Source organism: Rhodococcus cercidiphylli (assembly GCF_033042225.1).
Classification (GTDB): domain Bacteria; phylum Actinomycetota; class Actinomycetes; order Mycobacteriales; family Mycobacteriaceae; genus Rhodococcoides.
Genome location: NZ_JAWLKE010000024.1, coordinates 1 through 1,380 on the forward strand (window position 1 = coordinate 1; position 1,380 = coordinate 1,380).

The window sequence follows — 1,380 nt, forward strand, 5'->3', positions numbered from 1 at the left end:
GGGACTGTCTGAATAACGGTTGATCCGGTCCTTGGTTCGACACGCCGAGCTCAGCTTGGTGGGAAGGATCGACGATGACCGAAACACTGGATCCCATGGCAGCGACCGAGGTGGATCAGAAGCAGTTGGCCGAGCAGCTCCTGGCGCAAGCCAAGGAGCAGGGCGTGGAGTTGATGGGCCCGAACGGGCTCCTCAATCAGCTCACCAAGAATGTCCTCGAGACCGCGTTGGATGCGGAGATGACCGAGCACCTCGGCTACGAAAAACATGATGCTGCTGGCCGCGGCAGCGGCAACTCCCGTAACGGCACTCGCTCGAAGACGGTGCTTACCGAGATCGGGCCGGTGGAGATCGAAGTCCCGCGGGACATCGATTCCTCCTTCGCGCCGCAGATCGTGAAGAAGCGTCAACGCCGGCTGACTGGGATCGATGAGATCGTATTGTCGCTTACGGCAAAGGGTTTGACGACCGGTGAGGTGTCCGCGCATTTTCAGGACATCTATGGCGCGACGGTATCGAAGGACACCATCTCCCGCATCACCGACAAGGTCGTCGGGGAAATGACCGAATGGCAGAACCGGCCACTCGAGCGCGTGTATCCGGTGATGTTCATCGATGCTGTGCACGTCAAAGTCCGGGACGGTCAGGTCACGAACCGGCCGATGTATGTCGCGATCGGTGTCACCGTGAACGGTGAACGCGACATCTTGGGGATCTGGGCCGGCGAGGGTGGTGAGGGCGCGAAGTTCTGGCTCGCGGTTCTGACGGAAATCAAGAACCGCGGTGTCGCCGACGTCTGCATCGTGGTGTGCGATGGACTGAAGGGTTTGCCGGATGCCATCAACACCGTCTGGGAGCTGGCGGTGGTGCAAACGTGCATTATTCACCTGATACGCAACACCTTTCGGTTTGCATCGCGGAAGTATTGGGATGAGATGGCGCGTGATCTGCGGCCGGTCTACACCGCTCCGTCAGAGTCTGCGGCGAAGGAACGATTCACCGAGTTCACGAAGAAATGGGGTCAGCAATACCCGGCGATCATCAGGATGTGGGACAACGCGTGGAGTGAATTCGTTCCGTTCCTGGACTACGACGTCGAGATCAGGCGGGTGATCTGCTCGACGAATGCGATCGAGTCCGTCAACGCCCGCTACAGGCGCGCAGTGCGCGCTCGTGGACACTTCCCGACAGAGCAAGCGGCCCTCAAGTGCTTGTATCTCGCCACGCGGGCACTGGACCCCACCGGGAAAGGTAAGGCACGATGGGCGATGAGGTGGAAGCCAGCGCTCAACGCGTTCGCGATCACCTTCGAAGGACGCATCACCCCGAACGGAAACTAACCGACGCCAAGGTCGGATCCACCGTTAATCTGACACTCCC

General features: G+C 59.9%; 1 protein-coding gene. It reads left to right on the plus strand.

Annotated features, from left to right (window positions below; genetic code table 11):
* Positions 1 to 74: 74 nt before the first annotated feature.
* Positions 75 to 1,340: an IS256 family transposase gene (locus tag R3P95_RS25985; protein WP_394855475.1), complete on the plus strand. Its 1,266-nt coding sequence runs from the start codon at positions 75 to 77 to the stop codon at positions 1,338 to 1,340.
* The last annotated feature ends 40 nt before the right edge of the window (positions 1,341 to 1,380 follow it).

Bases quoted from the DNA above. Each gene is read 5' to 3' on its own strand.
- R3P95_RS25985 (WP_394855475.1), top strand. From the start codon at position 75: ATGACCGAAACACTGGATCCCATGGCAGCGACCGAGGTGGATCAGAAG.